The sequence below is a fragment of the Methanobacteriaceae archaeon genome (assembly GCA_029219465.1).
GTDB lineage: Archaea > Methanobacteriota > Methanobacteria > Methanobacteriales > Methanobacteriaceae > Methanocatella.
This window is the reverse complement of the sequence record JAQXTL010000004.1, coordinates 280,102-300,236: the sequence shown is the minus strand read 5'-3', so window position 1 is coordinate 300,236 and position 20,135 is coordinate 280,102. Positions and strand designations below refer to the sequence as shown.

The following is a 20,135-nucleotide window of genomic DNA, read 5'->3' as shown; positions in this document are numbered from 1 at the left end:
TTTCATTAAATTTATATTAACTAAACACCATAAACTAATAATGAGTAAAATAATATTGAAAAAAAATCATTTATTTTTGACTATAATTTTATTTAATATATTTTATTCAGACTTTATGATTTGGTTAAAAAAGATGTGAAATCCATAATAAGTAAGTCGTTTATTGTATTGATATACGACTTAGTTATTGGTGAATATGGCTTTATTTAACTAAAGTGAACAATATTCTAGAAGAACATTCTAGATATTTTCAATATAAAAATATGGAGGAAAATTAAATTGAAACTTAATAAGATAGTGATTTTATCATTATTTATTGTGCTGATCTGTTTCATTGGAGCAGTAAGTGCAACTGAAGATGTCAATGATACAGTAATTACCGATTCAGGAATTGATGAAGTAAATGCTGTAGAAATAGAACAAACTGTTGACGATACAAATCAGGTAACAGAAGTTCAAAGCAATGATGAATCAAATAATGTTCTTACAAGTGGAACACCAGTTGCTGCGGCGGATTGGAATTCATTAAAACTTAAGTGTGAATTACCAACTAGCCAATATATTACATTAACGGGCACTACTTATACAATTGGTAATGCAATAAATTTCAAAAATAGTGCTACAATTGTAGGTAGTGATGTTAGTTACATTACTGGAGGTTCTACTTCAAAAACACCCTTTGTGAATACTAATTCTGCATTAACACTTCATTTTATTAATGTTAAATTTTTAAATGTTAATGCTAAAAATTTATTAGAGCTTGATGGTACTGTTTATTTAGAAAATTGTACTTTTAATAATGTTCAAACTGCAACTGGACACAATTCTGTAATATATAATACTAATAATTACATGTATTTAACTGGATGTAATATTACTAATTGTCATACTGGTTACGGTGCTGTTACAAATTATAATTCTGGAAGTACAACTAGTGTTATAATGTATGTTGATGATTGTAAATTTATTAATAATAGTGCTAGTGTAGAACCTGGTGCTATTAATAACTGTGGAATTTTATATGTAAATAACTCTGAATTTGATGGCAACCATGCAAACTGGTGGGCTGGAGCAATACATACTCATACAAATGCTCAAACAGAAATTGAAAATACAATCTTTAAAAGAAACACTGCTGGATGGAACGGTGGAGCATTATTCACCTACAGCAAACTTAAAATAAAAAATTGTACTTTTGAAGACAACAACTGTACCACTAACAATGGTGGTGGAGCAATCGGAGCATACAACTATGGATCAGGATATAATATAACAATATGTTCATCTAGATTCAATTATAATACAAACCTATGCTATGCTTACACAAACATTTCAACCACCTCTGTTGGTCGTGGAGGAGCAATCTCTGTATTAAATGGAGGCTACTTAACAGTATGTAATTGTAATTTCACCGGCAACTATGCAAAAATAGGTCAAGCAATTGCAGCTGCAACATACACCTATGAAAATGGTACTGGTGGAAATCCACACATAAAAATATGCAATAATAGATTTGTAGATCACACAGCAACTGGAATTGATACCGTAGTGATTACTGGAAATGATTATATATTTAACAACAATGTATTCATTAACAGTTATCAAAACACTCCGTATACGGGAACTGGAAACACTTATAACTCTGTTGGATTAATGATGACTAGTTCTTCTAAAAAAATGCTTGAATCTCTTTTAGGAGCTTCTAATCCTGATATATTAACAGATTTTGAATCTCATGATGTTATTTATGTAAATATTTCCTCTGATAAAGATTCAATGAATGATGATGTCCATGGTCAAAGTTGGGATGATGCATATGGAGGACAATATGCAATGTATGTAGCTTTAATGTGCATTAACGAAAATGGAATTATTTATGTCGCAAATGGGGATTATACTCATGAAGACTTTGGTGGAGAAATTACTGTAAATTCAGGTAATTTCACAATTATTGGCCAAGGTCCTAAAACAAATATAACAAATATTATATCTACTGTATATTCATCAGGTAATGAAAATGCTACTCATAATTTTATTAATTTGACTTTTACTGGAAAAGAGTTTGGTTTTAATTCCAATTTTATTAATTGTACATTTTTAGGTCCAATTTCAATTTCAAAAGACCTTTTAAATTATGAAACTCGTCATATTGAAGAATCTGGTTGTGCTAAAACTTATTTCATGAATTTTAATAACTGTGTTTTCAAAGATGTCACCACAGAGGGTTCTTTAGTTACTCTTTATAAATATGGTGCTGTAAACTTTAACAATTGTACTTTTGAAAATATTGTTGCCGATTCATTAGTTTATCGCAATGATACCACTTATTTTGATGAAGATGGTATTTCCTTTAAAAACTGTAATTTCACCAATTCTAAATTTAATGGAGTAGTTGATTCTGCTGCTAATTTCGATCAAGCTATCATTATTGAAGATTGTACTTATGATGGTGAAGTTGCTGTAGGTACTACTGAAGTTAATGGTCATTTCTATGTAAACGCTACCAAACTTAAAGTTGTTGCTGTTGCTACTCAAATGAATATTTCTTCAACTCAAAGAGGAGTTGTTGTTATTGCTATTAGAGATGCTAATGGTAATGCTGTAAGTGGTGTTACTGTAAACTACGTAATTAATGGTGAAAACATGACTGGTATTACGGATGAAAATGGTACAATCACCATTAGTGATTTAACTAATGAAGTTGTTGTTAGTGCTGTTTTTGCTGGAAATGGAAACTTCCTTGCTTCTAATAATACTGCTGATTTCAATTTCACTATTCCTAAAGTAGCTACTCAATTGTCCTGTGCAGGTGTAACTACATATTACAACGTAGGTAAAAACTTAGTTGTTACTTTAAAAGATGCTAATGGTAATGTTTTAGCTAACAAAATGGTTACTGTTAACTTTATTGGTAAAACATATACTAAAGTTACTGATGCTAATGGTCAAATCATTTTCAAATTAAGTGCTACTTTATTACCTAAAACCTATTTGACTACAATAACTTTTGCTGGTGATGAAACACTTATTAACTCATCAGTTGCTACTAAAGTAGTGGTTAAAAAAGCAACTGTGAAAATGGCTGCTAGTGCTAAAACCTTTAAAAAATCTTTAAAAACCAAAAAATACAGTATTACTTTGAAAAATAACTTAGGTAAAGTTATGAAAAACACCAAAGTTACTCTTAAAATTAAAGGTAAAACCTTTAGTGCATATACAAACAGTAAAGGTGTTGCAACTTTCAAAATTACCAAGTTAACTAAAAAAGGTAAATACACATCCTACGTTAAATACGCAGGTAGCAAATACTACAACGCATTAAATAAAAAAGTAGTAATAACTTTAAAATAGATGAATATTTTATTTTCATCTATTTTTTTTATAATTTATTCATGACTGGTTTTCCGTTTACGATTGTCATGACTGGTTTTCCAATATATTCCCATCCGTCAAATGGGCAGTATTGTGCTTTTGTTTCAAATTCATCTTTGTTGAATTTGCCTTCTTGTTTTAAATCAATTACAGTAAAATCTGCATCTTTTCCAATAGCTATTTCGCCTTTATTTTCAAGTCCATAGACTTTTGCAGCATTTTGAGATAATATTTTTGGAATTATGCTTAAATCAATATTTCCTTTGTTTACTTGTGTTAATAGTAATGAAACTACTGTTTCTAAATTCGGTATTCCTGGTGATGAGCTCCAGGTATCTTTTGTTTTATCTTCTATTGTGTGTGGTGCATGATCAGTTCCAATTATTGAAGTTTCATCTAAGTCACTTATTCTCACACTTTCGTTTTCAGCTCTTAGTGGGGGATTGGTTTTTATAAATGTTCCATATGTATTGTATGTTGTATTGTCAAGCAATAAATGGTGTGGTGTAAATTCCCATGATATGGGCATAGTTTTACTTGCATTTTTTGCAAGTTCCAATGATTTGGCTGAGCTTAAATGGCAGATATGCAATCTTAAATCATTTTTTCCAGCAAGCTCAATACTTTGAGTCACTGATGCATCTTCACTTTGCGGCGGTCTTGCATAAGTATAATCAATTGGGGGATTATTTCCTTTTTCTTTTAATTTTAAAGTATTTTCTTCAACAATTGATCTTTTTTCACAGTGTACACAAACAAGACCATTGTATGATGTTGTCTGTTTTAATGTTGATAAGTCTTTAAATATTTTTTCTAAACTTTCATCACTTTCCAAATCCATAAATATCTTAAATGAAATAGGATTTAACTCAATCATTTTTTCCATTTCACTAAGAGTATTTGTGCCTGCCTGAAGCTCAAAGTTAACAACAGATTTGTTTTTTGCAATCTCAATTTTTTCTTTAAGTGCTTTATAGGTATTTGTTTTAGGATTTGTATTGGGCATATCAATTACTGTAGTAAATCCTCCATTAGCAGCACTTAAACTTCCGGTTTTAAAATCTTCCTTTTGTGTAAGCCCTGGATCTCTAAAATGGATGTGTGGGTCAATAAAACCAGGCATTAAGTAATTACCTTTAATATCAATTGTCTCATCAGCTTTTATTGCACTTTTTGAAATGTCAACTATTTTGCCATTTTCTACCTTAATTGAGTATTCTCCAATTTTATCAACTAGCTTACAATTTTTTATTACTAAATCCATTGTTAGCCTCCTTTGAGTGTTAAATCCATATTTGTTTTTTAATATTTTTAAATCATAAGTTTTTTTTAACTTAAAAGTTATATTTATTTGCATGTCTTATGTTTTAGATATTCTCAAAAGGGATAATGAATTATTTTTTAGCGATCTTAATATGGAATGTAAAAGTTCATCAACTTCATCAGACACTACTTTGATAGCTGACTTTACAGAGTATAATCCTTTACATAACGGTCATTTTCATTGCATGAAAACTGCAAAAGGTATGTTTCCTAATGCGTTATTTGTTGCTATTGTACCAGGATTATTTGAGAGAAGTGGTAGGGGTATTCCATATATATTGCCTAGGGAAATTAGGGCAGAGATTGCAATTTCTGCTGGTGCAGATATTGTTGTTGAAGGTCCGCCAATGGGAATTATGGGATCAGGACAATATTCATTGTGTCTTTCAAAGATGTTTAAAAACTTAAATACTGATTATATTCCTAGAGGATACAAACCAAAAGAAGGTTTTGATGAGATTTTAAAAAGAATTAATATGGGCCATCACATTGCTCCAAAACCATATAAAATTGTAGATAAAACTGAACATAAAACAATTCTTAAGGATAAGCTTGAAGAAGATAATTACGTTATTGTTTCATTTTCAAACTCTTTGAGTAAAATAGGATTTGACTATAAAGATAAATTTATTTTTGTTGAAAGAATTGAAGGGGTTAGTGGAACTTTAATTCGTGAAAGTATTCAAAAAGACAATTTTGATGGTGTTTTGGATATGATGCCGTCAAAAACAATTGAAGTTTTAAAACGTGAAATCAAAAAAGATGGTATAATCTACGGCATTCGCGATGTTGAATCTATTTTAAACACTGCAAACACATTTACTTTAGATGAGTTGACTGCTCTTAACATGTTTAATGAAAAATTAGCTAAAAATATTGTTGATAATAGATATTACGAAACTTTGGAGGAACTTGAAAAATCAATATTACACGGATTTTCTTCCCATTTTCATCAAAGAATTTTAAGTATTCTTGAAAATCCGATTCCTAAACAAACTATATCTCAATATATTGAAAAATATCCGTCAAATATCAGAGTTTTAGGCTATAAAAATAAAGAAGTGTTGGAAAAATTTATAAAAAAAGTAAATAATGAAAATATTTCATTATTATAATGTATGGGTCATTAAAGCATTAATGACGTTTTGTGGGTTTTTAAGTGCAAATATTGCATCAGTAAATGTTGGGTATGTTGCACTTAACATAAACAAGTATACAAGGTAGTATAATACAATTAAAATTACAATAACCAATACAATTGATAATGCAATATCAACAACAGTCATTGGTTCTTTTTCATTTTGGTAATTTAAGTTATGAATACTTGTATCTTCAATATCTTCTTGTTTGTTTTTGTTTCTTAAACTGAATCTCTTTTTAGGAGCTTCTTCATTAGCTAATCCTTGTTCTTTTAAGATTTCTGCTCTGATTCTTGCTTCCATTTCTTCAGGAGTTTCTATTTTAGGTTCTTCTTGTTTAGTAAATCTCACTTCTTCACGAGGTTCAGTTTGAGCTTGAGGAACATATTCTTTTCTGGTTAATGATCCGTATTGTTCTTCATCTTTTGCTAATTGTTCATTTAATGGAATTTCATTTTCATCAAAATACAAGTCGTCAAGATATTTTTCATATCTGTCTTCTAATTCTTGTCTTGCACTTGTTTTTGGTGGTTCATAAGTGTGATCAGGGTAAATGAAATCAGTATCTTCTCTTGGAGTTAAAGTTTGAGGTGCTTCTGCTGGCTGAGCAATTTTTTGTTCAAAGTGAGGTTTTGGTTGTGTTTTCTCAGCAATGTAAGAAGTTTCTGGTCCTCCGCTGTATTCCATATTGTCTCTAATATTGTAAGGAGAATCATTACTTATTCCTTTAACTTCTTTTTGTTGAACTTCTTCTTGTTGAGGGATGTAATCTATTTCTTCTTCCCTTTTTTGGTAAATGTTATCATCAACTGCTGGTTTTGCTTCAACAGGTTTTTCTTTAACAGGTTCAGCTGCTTGAGAGGTTTTTTGACTTTCAACGCCTATGATTTTTTCTAAACATTCTTTACAGTAAAATTTACCTGCAATTTCCAAACCACATTCTTCACAAACAGATTTTCCACATATTGCACAAGTATTTGCGCTTTCTTTTCCAGGATGATAATAGCATTCCATAAATTACACACTCTAATAAAAATTAATATAATAATTTAATATATTCTATTATTAGTTATATAAAACTTTTTACTAATGTATTTAAATGCTAATTTGAGGCATCTAATATTTTTTCAACAACGATTTCTGATGCTATTAAATCATCTGCTGTTGATAGAAAACTACCTAATGTTTTGCTGTTAATTTCATAAGTTATCTTATTTTCATTTAATTGTGATTCTAAGTAATTTTCATTATCAATTTCTAGTGAATCAAATACTACTTTTGCATTTTCTTCATTGTTGTATTTTAAGCAAATTTTTCCTTTAATTTTCATTTTTTTCACATTTTTTCTTTTTACATTTATTCAGATATTATGGTAACATTTATTAATAACTTAATTAATATATTTAAGTATTCTATCTATTACGATATATAATTTTTATATAGCTATTATGGACTTTTGATTGTATTATAGCTATTTTTAATTAAAACATGTTTGGTCATGTCATAGTTATTTCGGAGGAATTATAATGGTTCGTGCTTATACAAGAAGAGATTATATTAGAAAAACCCCAAATTCAAGAATTGTACAATATGATATGGGTAATTTAAGAGATGAATTCCCAGTATCTGTAAGTTTAGCTGTTAAAAAACCAGCTCACATCAGACACAACTCTTTAGAAGCTGCAAGGATTGCTTCTAACAGATTGATGCAAAGGGCTGCTGGTAGAATGGGTTACCACTTAAAATTAAGAGTTTACCCTCACCAAATTGTTAGAGAAAACCCAATGGCAACCGGTGCAGGTGCGGATAGGGTACAAAGTGGTATGAGAAACGCTTTCGGTAAACCTATTAGTGTTGAAGCTATTGTTAAAAAAGGTCAAAGAATTGTTACTATCGACTGTAACGAGAAAAACTTTGAACAAGCTAAAGTCGCATTAAAAAGAGCAGGTATGAAATTACCAGTTCCTTGTAAAATTGTTATCGACAAAGGCGAAGACTTAGTTAAATAGATTTTTTAACTAATTTTCTTTTTTTACTCTTTTTTTGTTTTTTCTAATTTTTTTTATTAATTTTCTAATTTTTGCAATTAAATATTTAAACATTGAATTTTAAATATAATATATAATATTGACTATTCTTTATTTGAGATATGTCAATGTATTAATATTTCAAGCCAAGAGGTTATATTTCATGTATGTTAAAAAATTTGAGGATTTAAATAAATCTGATATTCCAATTGCTGGTGGAAAAGGTGCTAATTTGGGTGAATTAACTCAAGCAGGTATTCCAGTACCTCCAGGTTTCGTAGTAACTGCACAAACTTATGAAAAGTTCATGTTAGAAACTGGAATTAATGATAAAGTTTTAAGTATTCTTGATGAAATTGATATTAACGATACTAAAGCACTTCAGGCTGCTTCTGAAGAAATCAAAGCTATTATTAATGAAGCACCTATTCCAGAAGACATGATTTTGTTTATTACTGAAGCTTACAACCAACTTTGTCAAAGATTTGACGGAGATGATGTTGAAGTTGCAATCAGATCTTCTGCTACTGCTGAAGACTTACCTGAAGCTTCCTTTGCAGGTCAGCAAGACACTTACTTATATGTTTCCGGTATTGATGCTGTATTAGAATACATAAGAAAATGTTGGGCATCTTTATTTGAAGCAAGAGCTATTTTTTACAGGGAAGAAAATGATTTTGAACACGCTAAAGTTTTAATTGCTGTTGTTGTTCAAAAAATGGCAAATGCTGACAAAGCAGGTGTAATGTTTACTGTAAACCCATCTACTGGTGAAGAAATTGCTTTAATCGAAGGATCATGGGGTCTTGGAGAAGCTGTTGTATCCGGAGATGTAACTCCTGATAACTATCAAGTTGATAAAGCTGACAACAGTGTTATCAATGTTACTATTAGTGATAAAAAAGTCATGTACATCAACGATGAAAATGAAACCAGTATTAAAGTTGATGTTCCTGAAGAAAAAAGAAATGAAAGAGTTTTATCTGATGAAGAACTCATTGAATTAACTGAAATGGGTAAAAGAATTCAAGCTCATTATGGTGAACCTATGGACACTGAATGGGCATTTGAAAATGGAGAATTATTCTTATTACAAGCAAGACCAATTACCACATTAGGTGATGTTTGTGAAGATGTTGCTGAAGCTTCTGATGATATTGGTGAAGTTTTAGTAAGAGGTCTTGGTGCAAGTCCGGGTATGGCTGCAGGTAATGTTAAAATTATTTTAGACATCGAAGAATTAGATAAAATTAAAGATGGAGACATTATGGTTACTACTATGACCACTCCTGATATGGTTCCTGCAATGAAAAGATCAAGCGGAATTGTAACTGATGAAGGTGGAGTAACTTGTCACGCATCTATTATCTCTCGTGAGCTTGGAATTCCTTGTGTTGTCGGTACTGGTGATGCAACTTCTATTTTAAAAGAAAACACTGGTGTAACTATCGACGGTAAAAAAGGATTAGTATTTGATGGAATTTCTCAAACCAAACAAGAACCAGTACAAGCAGCTGGTAGTGTTGAAGCAGCTCCTATCATAACTGTTACTGAAGTTAAAGCTAATGTAAGTATGCCTGAAGCAGCAGCAAAAGCAGCTGCAACCGGTGCTGATGGTGTAGGATTACTCAGAACTGAACACTTAATGTTAACTGCTGGTATCCACCCAGGTAAATTCATTGCAGATGGAAACGAAGATGAATTAATCAATACAATTGCTGAAAATGTTATGATTGTAGCAGATGAATTCTATCCAAAACCGGTATGGTACAGAACCTTAGATGCTCCTACAGATGAATTCATCACATTAGAAGGTGGAGAAAACGAACCTGAAGAACACAACCCAATGCTCGGTTGGAGAGGAATCAGAAGGGAACTTGATCAACCTGAAATTCTCAAATGTGAATTTAAAGCTATTAAAAAATTACATGAACAAGGATACACTAACATTGGAATTATGATTCCATTATCACAAAGTCCTGAAGAACTCAAACAAGCTAAAGCACTTTGTTCTGAAGTAGGTTTAGAACCTCATAAAGATGTTGAATTCGGTATGATGGTTGAAATTCCTGCTGCAGCATTAACTATTGAAGATTACATTGCTGTTGGAATCGACTTTGTAAGTTTAGGAACCAATGATTTAACCCAATACACTCTTGCTGTTGACAGAAACAACGAATACGTTGCAAAACATTACTCTGAAGAACACCCTGCAGTAATGAAATTGATTGAAATGACAATCAAAAAATGTGTTGAAGCAGGTGTTAAATGCAGTATCTGTGGTCAAGCAGGTAGTGTACCTCGTATTGTTGAAAAACTTGTTGGATTTGGAATTACAAGTGTATCTTCAAACACTGATGCTATAGCTGAAGTTAGAAAAACTGTTGCTAGAGCAGAACAAAAAATTATTCTCGATGCTGCACGTAAGCGTTTAGAATAATCTTTTTATTTTCTTTTTTTTTCTTTATTTATTTTTATTAAAATTTTAAATTAGGTTATTTTATGGATGAAAAACCAATAGATAAACATATTATTTTAGATGAATTAAACGAACTTAAAGATTTAGACCATGATTATAGTGATGGTAGAATCTTAGGGTCAATGTGTACAAAAGCACATCCCTTTGCTAAGGAAGTTTATTATAAATTTTTAGATGCAAATTTAGGAGATCCTGGTCTTTTTAAAGGTACGAAAATAATTGAAAATAAAGTCATTGAGTCTATAGGTGAATTATTATCTATTGAAAAACCATATGGTAATATTGTAACTGGTGGTACTGAAGCTAATCTTATGGCAATGCGTGCAGCTAGAAATCATGCTAGAAAATACAAAGGTATTGTTGATGGAGAAATTATTGTCCCTCAATCTGCTCATTTTTCATTTAAAAAAGCTGCAGACATGTTAAACTTAAAAATTGTTGAAGCTAAGTTGGATAACTATAAAATTGATGTTGAATCAATTAAACAGTTAATTTCTGATAAAACAGTTGCTATTGTAGCTATTGCAGGTACTACTGAATTAGGTTTAATAGATCCAATTGAAGAAATTTCAAAAATTGCACATGAGAATAACATTTATTTCCATGTAGATGCTGCTTTTGGCGGATTTTCCATTCCTTTTTTAAGAGATATGGGATATGATTTACCTGTTTTTGACTTTTCACTAGAAGGAGTTTGTTCTATAACAATTGATCCTCATAAAATGGGTTTGGCACCAATTCCTGCTGGAGGAATTATTTTCAGAAAAGAGGAATATTTAGATGTTATGGCGATTGATTCCCCATACTTAACTGTTAAAACCCAATCAACAATTGTTGGAACACGTTCGGGTGCTGCTTCTGCAGCTACTTATGCAATCATGAAATATTTCGGAAAAGAAGGTTATTCTAATTTAATCAAAGAGTTAATGATTAATACTAAATTTTTAAAAGAAAATCTTGAAAAAATAGGTTATGAGGTTATTTGTGAACCTGAATTAAATCTTGTTGCATTTAACCATCCTGAAATGGATACTCATAAGTTAGCAGAGGAATTGGAAAAATTAGGTTGGAAAGTTTCTGTTGCTAAATGTCCAGTAGCTATCAGGATTGTATTAATGAACCATATTAAAATGGAACATTTAAAAGAATTAGTAGAAGATTTAAAAGAAATATTTTAACTTTTAATCTTCTGTAATCTCTTCAACATACATTAAAGGATAATTAAGTTCTTCAATGAATTCTATTCTAATTGTCGCTTTAACGTTGTCTACTTTTGTATATATTTTTACATCAAGCATATCTCCGGTAAGAGATGTGTAGTCGAATTCTGTCATTGATTCTTCAAGTTTGTCGAATCTAATATCAACATCAACATCTTCAATAGCTGGTTGAAGTCTTAATGAGTCTTCCATGCTTGTTTCTAAGCTTTTTTTAGTGGTTTTGTTAACGGGTGTTCCTACAAATTGGTGGAAAAGTGCACCCATACTTATTGCACCTTCAAAGATGGCTCTTTCTCTTGTTGTGATATTTGAAAAATATTCTTTATCAACGTCCATTTATAAGCCTCCATTTAAGAATATGATTTTTTCATAAATTAGTTCAGACGGTATTGGATTTATGCAGAAATAGAATAAAACTACTGCAATTATTACGACAGCTCCTAATACATACATTCTATTGTCCTGTGGATAGAAATATGAAAATACAAGCCCAATTAACAGGAATGCTGCTGCAATAATAAGTCCATAAGACTCCTGAGGATTTTCTTTTAGTACAACATTATCTATTGGTCCTTGGCTGTCAAAGGTTCCTTCAACGATTATTCTGTTTTCTGTAGAACCAATTGGATCACAGGTAATTAAGAATAATGACTCGTTTCCACCAACCGGTGCATCAGAAGTTCCCGGAACTATTGTTTTATTTGTTACTGTGTAAGTTATCTCTCCGACGCCAGGCCATTCCAATACTAATAAATCACCAGCTTCAATCTCATTTAATCTGAAAAATGGTGAACCTTGAAGTGTTCTGTGACCATATAATGTAACATAATCCTGTGTTGGGATATTTGCTCCAGGATCACTTAATACTCCTTGGTTTAATGAAACATTGTTTATTTTTTCATTTACACCAATTTTTGGTATTAAAATTGTTGGAGAATCGATATTTTTTTCTACAGCTATTTTTGATGAAAAATAATTCACTTCTCCCATTGCATATAATCCAATAATTAATATGCAAATAATGATAACTATAGTTGAAATAGTTGGTTTTTTCATAGTATCACTTTTGTTAAATCTAATATAATACTTTTTTTAATGGTGGTATGTTGAATTTATTTCATTTATCATCCAGTCAGGGGCTTTTGAGGTTGGAATAGTTAAAATGATATTGTCCATATTGTTTAAGACATATTCCACTTTTTCCTGTGGTGTTTCAATCAAAAGCATATACTGTGCATCCAAATCACCTAAATTAATTTGCCTTTCATAATTTGATAGCTTAACTCCATAATTCTTAAGCATTTCAAATGTTTCTTTTTCATCATATCCCTTAAGCATTGACCCTTTTATAAGCTCTAAAACATCTGATGAAAAAGCTTTGGTGTTTTCTTTTGGATTGGTGTTATTTCCATTTACTTTTGTATTTGACTTTGAATATTCAGAATCAATTTCTCCATTATCTTCATATCTCATAATTGCAAGTACAGTACATCCGCTTATATCCGGACTGGTATCGTTTGAGGTGTAGTTTTTTGTTGTATCATTGTTATTTGTGTAAATATCAACAACGCTTCCAACATTAACAAGACCTGCTCCTGCCTGAAGTCTTGATATTAAAATAGGAACAGATACTGTGTTTGGTTCATCAAATTTTATTTTAGATAAAATTTCAGCATCATTTTCATTTACAATTTTTATAGCTTTTTTTGCAGGAAGTATTGTATTTTTACTTTCATTTAGATACACTGCCATTGTACGGTTGTATTTGTCTGAATTTATATAAATCGATTTTTTATGATAGTTTTTCCAGTCTTTTGTTGCCATTCCCATTATATTTATATTTTCAACCTTTTGAGGAGTTTGTGCCTCATTGATTTTATCTTCTAATAAGTAGGAATTTGGAGATGATGTTAGGGGGCCTGAGTATAATTCATGTAATTCATTTAGCTTTGTTGTTTTTGCAAGGCTTAACTTTTCTTGTGACGGTTCATAAATTAAAAAATAATATGCTGATGAAACTAATGTAATTAAAACAAAAATGGTTATTATAACACCGATTTTCTTCTTTTTTTCATCATCAGTTATATCAACGGATTTTGGACTTAAATAAACTCCAAGCTTGTGGTTTAATTTTTTTAGTGGTGTTAGTTCATCGTCTTTTTTCTTGGGTTTTGAGTATTCATGTGAAATTTGTTCTTTTAATTGTCTTGTTTGTTCAAAACCTCTTGGATGTAATGGATTTCTTGGTTTTCTGTTCATTATTTATACTCCTAGTTTGATGATGATAGATGGTAATTTAATTATAGGAGTAAGTGGTGCTCATTTTTTAATTAAATTAATTATTAGGTAGTATAAGCAGAATAATAGTAATAATATCGCCGGAATGTTAACATTGTATAAGATTATATTGATTGGTAATATCAATAATAATATTAAAACGCAGGATGCAGCTATTACAGGAATATTATCAAATTTAGGATATCTGATATTACTTATCATAAGTAATGAAACAATTATACTAAGTAAAATTGCAACATATGGATTGAATAATCCTGTTAAGTAATATGAACCCATTACTAAAGATATTCCTGGAATTGGAAATCCAATAAAATCCTGAGTATCTATTTTACCAGCAATTACGTTGTATCTAGTTAGTCTTAAAACTCCACAAACAACAATTAATAAGCTAACAAGAGTCACTACTATTTGAAAAATGCCTGGGGTGGTGTTGATGCAACTGTAAAGGAATACTGCAGGAGCAACTCCAAATGAGACAATGTCTGATAATGAATCAATGTTCTTCCCAAAACCTAATTCGTCTTGCCTATTTATTTTACGTGCTACCCAACCATCTGCTGAGTCGAATATGATTGCAATTATCATAAGAATTGCAGCTATTGAGAAATTATGGTTTAATGAAAATATTATTGACAAAAATCCTGAGGACATATTCAACAGGGATATAATATCTGACAATGCTATAAAACTTTTCATATTTGTATTTTCAATTTCCATATTCAAACTCCAGTATTACTCTTATACATTATTTCTTATTAATGTTCTCTTTTATTTTAATTTATTTTTATGTATAGTAGTATTTAATTCTTAATAATACTTATTTTTTTTAGTTTTTTATTATTTGGTTAGATTGCAAGTAATGTTTTCAATTTTATTTATTGATTTGCTTTTAGATTTCCTTGAACATCTTTCATAAAAGATAAAATATATATAATAATTTTTTTATAAATAAATAATGGTTAAACTTTAATAAATGGCTTATGCATTCTTTAATTTAAGATGTTAGATTTTAAAATAACTTAATTAAATTTAATATTTTTTAATAAAGATGATGTTATTTATGTAGATTAAATTTAAATCGATTCTGTGGGTAGTTAAATGATAGAGGATAATATACGTGTTCTTAGACAGGCTGCAAGGATAACTTCCAATAATGATTATGAAATCGAAAAAAGTTGGTGTCTTATTGCAGGAAATACTGATTTGGTTGATAAAATAGTTTACAAAGCTATTGCATCAAATCACAAAGTTAAAATATTGTTCAGAGAACATGTAATGTTAAATGAAGGTAAATTAGATAAAAAATTCGATTTTATCATGATTTACGGAAACTCTATTTACATTGATGAATTTAAAAAAATTGCAAATCAGTATGGTGGAGCTTATATAAGGATTTTACGCAAACACTTAACTGAAGAACCTAATTTAATGGTATTTGTCGCACCTGATGATGTCATTAAAAAAACAGTTTCAGTAATCGAGAGATCTAAAGTATCTTTTGCAATTTTACAGGATTCACAAACTACTGCATTTATTGATGTTGATTTAAGTAATGATGTTAAATTACCTAATTTCGTTAAATCTGCATTGAAACCATTTTATAATGCAAATGAAGTTGTTTTATCAACAATTTTGATTTCTGTAGACAAAGAAGAAGAAATTAAAAAAGTTCAAAGTATAGCTACATCTAACAGAATTTTCGTTATTGACTTTAAAGATATTGTAACGGAGGAGTAATCATGAATATTTTTGGAAAAGAAGAAGAACCTCAGATTAATGACGCCAAAGTTATTAGCAATAGTTTAGGAATTGATTTAGGAACATTAAACACTGTAATCGCAAAACCTTCAGGTGACAAATTTGATTTATACCAAATTCCATCTGTAGTTGCTGTTAAAAAAGATGACCCTTCAGAAGTTTTAGCTGTTGGTGAAGAAGCTAAAAAAATGTTAGGAAGAACTCCTGAGGATATTCTTGCTGTAAGACCTTTGAAAAAAGGTGTAATTGAAAATGTTGTTCAAGCTCAAGCATTATTAATTAAAGCAATGCAAATCGGTATAGATGAAGGCGAATGCGTTGGAAGAATTGTTATCGGTATTCCTGGAGATGCTTCTGAAGTAGAAAAAAATGCTGCTGAAGAAATTGGTAGAAAAGCAGGAGCACAAAATATTTTAGTTATTAGTGAAGGATTAGCAGCAGCTATCGGTGCAGGATTACCTATTGCTGAACCAAACGGAACTATGGTTGTTGATATTGGTGCTGGATCAACTGATATTGTTATCATCTCTCTTGGTGGTATTAATGATATTGAAACTGTTAGATGTGGTGGAGATGACATTGATAACAAAATTGTTGACCTTGTAGCTGAAAAATACGATGTTGCTATTGGTATTCATGATGCTGAATCTGCTAAAATCGAAGTTGGTATGGTTCACTGTTCCGAACAATTAGAAAATCTCAGTGTTGAAATCATAGGTAAATCCTTAGAAACCAACAGACCTAAAAAAGTTATCATTGACTCCATGCTTGTTGCAGAAGCAGCTGAACCTTACATGCAAGAAATCATTGATGGATTAAACATTGTTTTAGAAAGATTATCTCCGGAATTAATGATGGGTGTTTACAATAACTCAGTTGCAGTTGGTGGAACTTCAAGACTTCGTGGTATGAAAGAAAGAATCTTCGATGAAATTTCTATCCCTATTGAAGTTTCCGAAGACCCTATGACTGTTGTAGCAAAAGGTACTGCAATTGTTGCAGCTGAACCTCTTGCATTAGAACCGGAAGTTCGTCTTAGAGCTATGAAATAAATTTTAATATTTATTTCTCTTTTTTTTACTTTTTTTAACTGATTTTTATGGATATTTTAGGAATTGATGAGGCCGGTCGTGGATCTGTTTTAGGCCCAATGGTTATTGCAGGAGTTATTGTTCCTGAAAAAATGGATAAAGTTCTTGAGAGAATGGGAGTTAAAGATTCTAAAAGACTTACTCCAAATAGAAGAACTATTTTATCCAGAAAACTAAAAAAGATGTTTGAATATGAGATTGTTGTAATTTCTGCTCGCGAAATTGATGAATTAAGAGCAAGTGGTGTCAATCTCAACGAAATAGAAAAAAATGCTATGGAAAGCATTATTTTAAAATTAAAACCTGAAAAAGCTATTGTTGATGCTGTTGATGTCAAAGCACAGCGTTTTCAGGATAATTTATGCAAAGATACTGGATTTGATGTTATAGCTGAACACAAAGCTGATGATAAATACATTGAAGTTAGTGCAGCATCTATTATTGCTAAAGCAGAAAGGGATGCTCAAATTCAAGAAATCAATAAGGAATTTATAAAATCTGGTGGAATTGGTTCAGGTTATCCTTCAGACCCAACAACAAAGAAATTTTTAACTAATTATACTTATGATGAAATGCCTGATTTTGTTAGAAAATCATGGGCTACAGTTGCAAAAATGAAGTAAATTAGCGCTTATTTTAAAAAATATTTAAGTATATGAATTTATAAAGTATTCGTATAACAATTTTTCAATTTAATATTTATAGAGGATAAAAATGATTATTGAAAGTATCATGTTAATCATTGATGGGATAATGGATATTTTTGCCCAAGGTGGAGTCATTACTTATGTGATTCTTTTCATTGGTATTTATGGTCTTATTATCGCAATAAGAAAGATTGCATATCTTAAAAAAATTAGTAAAGTAGATACAACTGAAATTTTCGGAGTTGTAACTACTGCTATGGAAAGAGGTGGGGCTGTAGAGGCTTTAAAACAAATTAATGGTTTTAAAAATCCTATTTCCAGAATTATTTCTGAAACTTTAAAAATTGGTTATAAGAATAAAACCGAAGTTGAAGAAAGTATGGAACAAATTTTCATCGTTGAAGTCGGAAAAATGACCAAGGGTGTAGGTACAATCAAGACTCTTATTGAGTTAGCACCATTTTTAGGATTAATTGGTACCGTTATTGGTATTTGGATGACTTTCAAATCTTTAGGTGTTAATCCTGATCCTACTGCAATGGCTGAAGGTATTTACGTTGCATTGACAACAACTATTGTCGGTCTTGCTGTAACAATTATATTAATACCGCTTCATACTTATATCCAAGGACTTATTGAAGTAGAAATGGATAAAATTGAACTTGCTACTAAAATGACCAACTGGGGTTATGCAGTAGTTAAAATTAGAGTTGATTCAAATGTTGAATGTGCACTTGAAGCATTACAAGAAGCTGAAGGTGTTGTAAATACAAGATTAATCTCTGATCCATATGCAAATATTAAAGTTTCTTTTAAACCAAGTATGTTAGATAAGAGTATTTCTAATATTATTTTGGAAAAATGTAATGTTAATGCAGAAATTACTGAAAGTAAACTAAGACAATAGGTGATTAAATGGCAATTGATGTTAGAAAGCATAAAAAAAAGATTTCAGACAACAAGCCAAATATCAATTTAGTTCCGCTTATTGATATCTTATTCACAATAATGATTTTTTTAGTAGTAACTAGTAATTTTTCAGAGGATGTTCAAACAGCAGACACTTCAGAAGATGTTGATGGTGGTGGAAAACCTAACGTTACATCTGTTTCTGGTAGTGAGGAATATTATGTCGTTCCTGTAGCTAATTTACATAAAGTTACAGTTAATGGTGTTGACAGATCTGATACGATTCTGAATAGTGCTGTAGGTGTTCAAGCAGAAGTAATGGACAAAGGTCAAATTACAATCAAACCTGGTGAGATTGATATCGTTGTTCCTGCTGGATTTTCACCTGAAAAAGCTGTTCAACGTCCACAACTTTAAACTAGAGGGGGATAAAAATGTATACTGGTAGAATTTTATCAACAGGAATGAACAGCGAAGGCAAACCTTATATCGCTTATAGGGTTTCAAGCAGATCATTTCCAAATAGACAATGTCTTAAATATGAAAATAGAGCAGCTATTGTTCCAAAAGAAGGATTTGAAAAAGATATCTTTGAAAATCCATACATTACATACAATTGTATTCAGATTGTTGGTGATGTAGCAGTTGTATCCAACGGATCACAAACTGATGTTATAGCAGACAAAATCCGCTTAGGAATGAATTTAAGAGATGCACTTGCATATTCATTACTTACAATGGATTATGAAAAAGACAGTTATAACACTCCAAGAATCGCTGGTGTTGTTAAAGCTAGCGAAGATGAAGATGAATATAAATGTTACATAAGTATTGTTAACGACAATAAAATTTTAGTTGAACAAGTTCCATATGGAAAAGCAGCATTCATTTCAACATATGGTTCTCAACTTCCTGATGCTGTTGAATTTGAAGCAGATACTTCAACTCATGCAGCAAAATATATTTTCGATGAAGGTACATTTGCAGAATATGAAAAGCCTGTAACTTCATCTGCTGCGATTTTTGATGGAGAGTGGACTATTGACGTCTACAATCCATAATTTTTCTTTTTTTTTTAAACTTGTTTTAGATGATTATTATGAGTATTGAATTATTTGGTTTAGAGAATATTCCTATTATTGATGGTAGTAGTGATATTTCAAAAATTATTAAAGAAGCTATTGAAAAACAGGGCTGTGGGATTTACCATGGGGATATAATTTTAATTGCTGAAACTTTAATCTCAAAAGCTGAAGAGAATTTCATAAAACTATATGATTTAACTCCATCTCCACAGGCTATTGAACTTGCTCAAAAAGCTAAAAAAGACCCTCAATTAGTTGAATCAATTATTCAACAATCAAATGAAATTGTTGCTGTAGGTCCTAAATTTATAATTACAGAAACAAAACAGGGTTTTGTATGTGCTAATGCAGGTATTGATGAGTCCAATGTTGGTGAAGGTTTAGTTACTCCAATGCCTGTTGATGCAGATAAATCTGCTTTTGAAATTCGTGAGTCCTTAGAAAAAGAATTTGGCGAAGAAATCGCAGTTATTATAACTGATACTCAGGGAAGAGCATTTAGATTTGGTGCTATAGGTACTGCAATTGGATGTTCTGGTATTTCACCAATATGGAAAAGAGTCGGTGAAAAGGATTTATACGGAAGAGAACTTGAAACTACTGAAATTGCAACCTGTGATGAATTAGCTTCTGCCGCTTCACTTATTATGGGTCAGGCTGATGAAGGACTTCCTGTTGTTATCGTACGTGGATTCGATAGCTTTGATACATTAAGAGATGTTAATTCAACAATCAAATCAGTTATTATGCCTAAAGAATTTGATGTATTTAGAAATTAGGTGAATTT

The 20,135-nt window shown here is 30.7% G+C and carries 19 protein-coding genes; 12 read left to right on the top strand and 7 right to left on the bottom strand.

The genetic code is table 11. From position 1 onward, the window contains the following. Nucleotides 1-318: 318 nt before the first annotated feature. Entirely contained in the window at nucleotides 319-3,351 is a 3,033-nt protein-coding gene (locus PUD86_03175; GenBank protein MDD6776281.1) for a hypothetical protein, read from the top strand. Nucleotides 3,352-3,379: 28 nt separating this feature from the next. On the opposite strand, the gene PUD86_03170 is transcribed toward PUD86_03175, so the two are convergent. Further along, nucleotides 3,380-4,636, bottom strand: a complete 1,257-nt coding sequence (locus tag PUD86_03170) for a dihydroorotase family protein (GenBank protein ID MDD6776280.1) — start codon at nucleotides 4,634-4,636, stop codon at nucleotides 3,380-3,382. A gap of 91 nt (nucleotides 4,637-4,727) precedes the next feature. Here PUD86_03170 and PUD86_03165 point away from each other — a divergent pair, with 91 nt between their 5' ends. Continuing rightward, nucleotides 4,728-5,810, top strand: coding sequence for a nucleotidyltransferase family protein (locus tag PUD86_03165; protein MDD6776279.1), 1,083 nt, complete (start codon nucleotides 4,728-4,730; stop codon nucleotides 5,808-5,810). Here the strand turns inward: PUD86_03165 and PUD86_03160 are convergent. Together PUD86_03160 and PUD86_03155 are read right to left on the bottom strand one after the other, a co-directional pair. Next, nucleotides 5,805-6,848, bottom strand: coding sequence for a hypothetical protein (locus PUD86_03160; protein MDD6776278.1), 1,044 nt, complete (start codon nucleotides 6,846-6,848; stop codon nucleotides 5,805-5,807). The two genes, PUD86_03165 and PUD86_03160, sit on opposite strands and share 6 nt — an antisense overlap. Before the next feature lie 88 nt (nucleotides 6,849-6,936). After that, nucleotides 6,937-7,164 carry a KEOPS complex subunit Pcc1 gene (locus tag PUD86_03155; protein ID MDD6776277.1) on the bottom strand — a complete coding sequence of 76 codons (228 nt, stop codon included), beginning with the start codon at nucleotides 7,162-7,164 and terminating at the stop codon, nucleotides 6,937-6,939. Between the two features lie 196 nt (nucleotides 7,165-7,360). On the opposite strand from PUD86_03155, the gene rplJ reads away from it, so the two are divergent. The 3 genes from rplJ to mfnA all read left to right on the top strand — a co-directional run bounded on the left by rplJ (nucleotide 7,361) and on the right by mfnA (nucleotide 11,518). After that, on the top strand, nucleotides 7,361-7,843 hold the full coding sequence (rplJ, locus tag PUD86_03150; GenBank protein ID MDD6776276.1) for a 50S ribosomal protein L16: 483 nt from the start codon (nucleotides 7,361-7,363) through the stop codon (nucleotides 7,841-7,843). 181 nt (nucleotides 7,844-8,024) lie between these two features. Continuing rightward, nucleotides 8,025-10,301, top strand: coding sequence for a phosphoenolpyruvate synthase (gene ppsA, locus PUD86_03145; protein MDD6776275.1), 2,277 nt, complete (start codon nucleotides 8,025-8,027; stop codon nucleotides 10,299-10,301). 62 nt (nucleotides 10,302-10,363) lie between these two features. Beyond that, nucleotides 10,364-11,518 carry a tyrosine decarboxylase MfnA gene (gene mfnA / locus PUD86_03140; protein ID MDD6776274.1) on the top strand — a complete coding sequence of 385 codons (1,155 nt, stop codon included), beginning with the start codon at nucleotides 10,364-10,366 and terminating at the stop codon, nucleotides 11,516-11,518. A 3-nt stretch (nucleotides 11,519-11,521) separates the two neighbouring features. Here the strand turns inward: mfnA and PUD86_03135 are convergent, their stop codons facing one another. Genes PUD86_03135 through PUD86_03120 form a run of 4 tightly spaced genes read right to left on the bottom strand, consistent with a single transcriptional unit; the run spans nucleotide 11,522 to nucleotide 14,575 of the window. Then, nucleotides 11,522-11,896, bottom strand: coding sequence for a dihydroneopterin aldolase family protein (locus PUD86_03135; GenBank protein ID MDD6776273.1), 375 nt, complete (start codon nucleotides 11,894-11,896; stop codon nucleotides 11,522-11,524). Then, on the bottom strand, nucleotides 11,897-12,616 hold the full coding sequence (locus PUD86_03130; protein ID MDD6776272.1) for a class E sortase: 720 nt from the start codon (nucleotides 12,614-12,616) through the stop codon (nucleotides 11,897-11,899). Between the two features lie 36 nt (nucleotides 12,617-12,652). Continuing rightward, nucleotides 12,653-13,819: a DUF515 domain-containing protein gene (locus PUD86_03125; protein MDD6776271.1), complete on the bottom strand. Its 1,167-nt coding sequence runs from the start codon at nucleotides 13,817-13,819 to the stop codon at nucleotides 12,653-12,655. A gap of 60 nt (nucleotides 13,820-13,879) precedes the next feature. Continuing rightward, nucleotides 13,880-14,575, bottom strand: a complete 696-nt coding sequence (locus tag PUD86_03120; protein ID MDD6776270.1) for an archaetidylserine synthase — start codon at nucleotides 14,573-14,575, stop codon at nucleotides 13,880-13,882. Nucleotides 14,576-14,956: 381 nt separating this feature from the next. On the opposite strand from PUD86_03120, the gene PUD86_03115 reads away from it, so the two are divergent. The 7 genes from PUD86_03115 (at nucleotide 14,957) to PUD86_03085 (ending at nucleotide 20,127) form a co-directional block, all read left to right on the top strand. Beyond that, nucleotides 14,957-15,595, top strand: coding sequence for a hypothetical protein (locus PUD86_03115; GenBank protein ID MDD6776269.1), 639 nt, complete (start codon nucleotides 14,957-14,959; stop codon nucleotides 15,593-15,595). 2 nt (nucleotides 15,596-15,597) lie between these two features. After that, entirely contained in the window at nucleotides 15,598-16,668 is a 1,071-nt protein-coding gene (locus PUD86_03110; protein MDD6776268.1) for a rod shape-determining protein, read from the top strand. Nucleotides 16,669-16,715: 47 nt separating this feature from the next. Beyond that, nucleotides 16,716-17,330 (top strand): ribonuclease HII, encoded by a 615-nt coding sequence (gene rnhB / locus PUD86_03105; protein ID MDD6776267.1) that lies wholly within the window; start codon nucleotides 16,716-16,718, stop codon nucleotides 17,328-17,330. 91 nt (nucleotides 17,331-17,421) lie between these two features. Beyond that, nucleotides 17,422-18,261, top strand: coding sequence for a MotA/TolQ/ExbB proton channel family protein (locus PUD86_03100; GenBank protein MDD6776266.1), 840 nt, complete (start codon nucleotides 17,422-17,424; stop codon nucleotides 18,259-18,261). 8 nt (nucleotides 18,262-18,269) lie between these two features. Further along, the gene (locus PUD86_03095; protein MDD6776265.1) at nucleotides 18,270-18,680 is read left to right on the top strand and encodes a biopolymer transporter ExbD; all 411 of its coding nucleotides are present in this window, start codon (nucleotides 18,270-18,272) and stop codon (nucleotides 18,678-18,680) included. Between the two features lie 17 nt (nucleotides 18,681-18,697). Next, nucleotides 18,698-19,324 (top strand): IMP cyclohydrolase, encoded by a 627-nt coding sequence (locus tag PUD86_03090; protein ID MDD6776264.1) that lies wholly within the window; start codon nucleotides 18,698-18,700, stop codon nucleotides 19,322-19,324. A 29-nt stretch (nucleotides 19,325-19,353) separates the two neighbouring features. Continuing rightward, nucleotides 19,354-20,127 (top strand): coenzyme F420-0:L-glutamate ligase, encoded by a 774-nt coding sequence (locus tag PUD86_03085; GenBank protein MDD6776263.1) that lies wholly within the window; start codon nucleotides 19,354-19,356, stop codon nucleotides 20,125-20,127. Nucleotides 20,128-20,135 lie beyond the last annotated feature (8 nt).

What these genes read in the sequence shown, in the direction of transcription:
- PUD86_03170 (MDD6776280.1), bottom strand. Translation starts at nt 4,636, where the DNA reads ATGGATTTAGTAATAAAAAATTGTAAGCTAGTTGATAAAATTGGAGAA.
- PUD86_03165 (MDD6776279.1), top strand. Translation starts at nt 4,728, where the DNA reads ATGTCTTATGTTTTAGATATTCTCAAAAGGGATAATGAATTATTTTTT.
- PUD86_03160 (MDD6776278.1), bottom strand. Translation starts at nt 6,848, where the DNA reads ATGGAATGCTATTATCATCCTGGAAAAGAAAGCGCAAATACTTGTGCA.
- PUD86_03155 (MDD6776277.1), bottom strand. Translation starts at nt 7,164, where the DNA reads ATGAAAATTAAAGGAAAAATTTGCTTAAAATACAACAATGAAGAAAAT.
- rplJ (MDD6776276.1), top strand. Translation starts at nt 7,361, where the DNA reads ATGGTTCGTGCTTATACAAGAAGAGATTATATTAGAAAAACCCCAAAT.
- ppsA (MDD6776275.1), top strand. Translation starts at nt 8,025, where the DNA reads ATGTATGTTAAAAAATTTGAGGATTTAAATAAATCTGATATTCCAATT.
- mfnA (MDD6776274.1), top strand. Translation starts at nt 10,364, where the DNA reads ATGGATGAAAAACCAATAGATAAACATATTATTTTAGATGAATTAAAC.
- PUD86_03135 (MDD6776273.1), bottom strand. Translation starts at nt 11,896, where the DNA reads ATGGACGTTGATAAAGAATATTTTTCAAATATCACAACAAGAGAAAGA.
- PUD86_03130 (MDD6776272.1), bottom strand. Translation starts at nt 12,616, where the DNA reads ATGAAAAAACCAACTATTTCAACTATAGTTATCATTATTTGCATATTA.
- PUD86_03125 (MDD6776271.1), bottom strand. Translation starts at nt 13,819, where the DNA reads ATGAACAGAAAACCAAGAAATCCATTACATCCAAGAGGTTTTGAACAA.
- PUD86_03120 (MDD6776270.1), bottom strand. Translation starts at nt 14,575, where the DNA reads ATGGAAATTGAAAATACAAATATGAAAAGTTTTATAGCATTGTCAGAT.
- PUD86_03115 (MDD6776269.1), top strand. Translation starts at nt 14,957, where the DNA reads ATGATAGAGGATAATATACGTGTTCTTAGACAGGCTGCAAGGATAACT.
- PUD86_03110 (MDD6776268.1), top strand. Translation starts at nt 15,598, where the DNA reads ATGAATATTTTTGGAAAAGAAGAAGAACCTCAGATTAATGACGCCAAA.
- rnhB (MDD6776267.1), top strand. Translation starts at nt 16,716, where the DNA reads ATGGATATTTTAGGAATTGATGAGGCCGGTCGTGGATCTGTTTTAGGC.
- PUD86_03100 (MDD6776266.1), top strand. Translation starts at nt 17,422, where the DNA reads ATGATTATTGAAAGTATCATGTTAATCATTGATGGGATAATGGATATT.
- PUD86_03095 (MDD6776265.1), top strand. Translation starts at nt 18,270, where the DNA reads ATGGCAATTGATGTTAGAAAGCATAAAAAAAAGATTTCAGACAACAAG.
- PUD86_03090 (MDD6776264.1), top strand. Translation starts at nt 18,698, where the DNA reads ATGTATACTGGTAGAATTTTATCAACAGGAATGAACAGCGAAGGCAAA.
- PUD86_03085 (MDD6776263.1), top strand. Translation starts at nt 19,354, where the DNA reads ATGATTATTATGAGTATTGAATTATTTGGTTTAGAGAATATTCCTATT.